Annotated in this window: 1 protein-coding gene; it reads left to right on the top strand. The window is 37.6% G+C overall.

The features are described from left to right. Nucleotides 1-195: 195 nt before the first annotated feature. Complete coding sequence (locus MLE14_RS22240) at nt 196-1,116, top strand: endonuclease I family protein (RefSeq protein WP_243300546.1); 921 nt, start codon at nt 196-198, stop codon at nt 1,114-1,116. Nucleotides 1,117-1,341 lie beyond the last annotated feature (225 nt).

A 1,341-nucleotide genomic window follows, 5' to 3' on the forward strand; every position in this document is an offset into this window, starting at 1 on the left:
GATTTTGCCTCCGGCTTCCTTCAGATTCCACCTCACGATGGACACCCTTGCCTTTAGCTAACAGTTCCTACTGCCAAGCCTGTAGTGGACTTTCACCACCAAGTTATAGCCCATGCCGGGCGCACCAACATGAAGCCTTCTCTATTCAAGTGAAGGCTTCATCTGTACAATAAAAATGATACGGAGGGGTATTTTATGTCTTCTCTAACTGCGCAGCAACAGATGAAAATTCTTTCAAGGACAAGCAATCCACAACGTCTTGAACAAGTCCTTTCTCAACTTGCCATAACGAAATCAAAAATACATCAAGATAAGAAAGTTTACTACGACGAGAAAAAAGATAAAACAGCAATCGAGCAATACTATGCAAATATTGATTTTACTCACTCTAATTCAAATCAAATTATCTCTTCAATCAAGCTGCTCCTAAAAGATACACATACCAATGAGGTGCCCTATGATCCAACTGAATATGTGTATCCTTGGGTTGACCTGCGTCCGGACGGCACACTAATGAGCATCTATTCAGGAGAAACCAGAACACCAGAAGAAATTATTCAAGAGGACTTCACTACTTCTCTTAAACGTATCCGCGAAATTCAGAAATCAGCGATTACAAACAACGAGGATATTGAAGCTCTGCTCGTTAAAATTGAAAAGAACTTTAAATATAATTGTGAACATGTAGTTCCACAGTCCTGGTTTAATGAAAGAGAGCCTATGCGCGGAGACATCCACCATTTATTTACCTGCGATCCTGTATGTAATTCAATTAGAAGCAACTTTCCCTATACCGATTTTCCAGATTATAATCCTACACAAATGACCATTAAACGAGTTGAAAAAACCTGTGGCAAGGCAGAAAATAGTCGATTCGAGCCGGAAAATGGCAAAGGAGCAGCAGCAAGAGCGACTCTTTACTTTTTACTCAGATACCCAGATCAAATTGAAGCCAAATTCCGTGATCAATTAGATATAAATCTTTTACTTAAGTGGCATCAGGAATTCCCTCCTGACTTATATGAAAAACACCGTAACCAAGCTATTTATGAAATTCAGGGGAATCGCAATCCATTTATTGATTTTCCTCTGGAGATGTTAAAAGTATTTATATAGACTGAGATTTTCTATCTTTATAATCACATTCAAATAATTCAAAAACTTTAAAATGTTCATATTGCTTTTCGTTTCCAGTTATTGTATGATTAATCATATCCTGAATCCGTGACATAAGGCGGTTACTTTTGAAGGTTTTGGAAAACCTGAATTTTCTGCCTTTTGCCACTTAAACTTTTTGTATAGAATTCTTTTTGGGTACATCAAATAAAACCTGCTTTCCTC

The organism is Bacillus litorisediminis, from assembly GCF_022808645.1.
GTDB lineage: Bacteria > Bacillota > Bacilli > Bacillales > JC228 > Bacillus_BF > Bacillus_BF litorisediminis.

Coding starts and splice junctions, on each gene's coding strand:
- MLE14_RS22240 (WP_243300546.1), top strand. CDS start 196: ATGTCTTCTCTAACTGCGCAGCAACAGATGAAAATTCTTTCAAGGACA.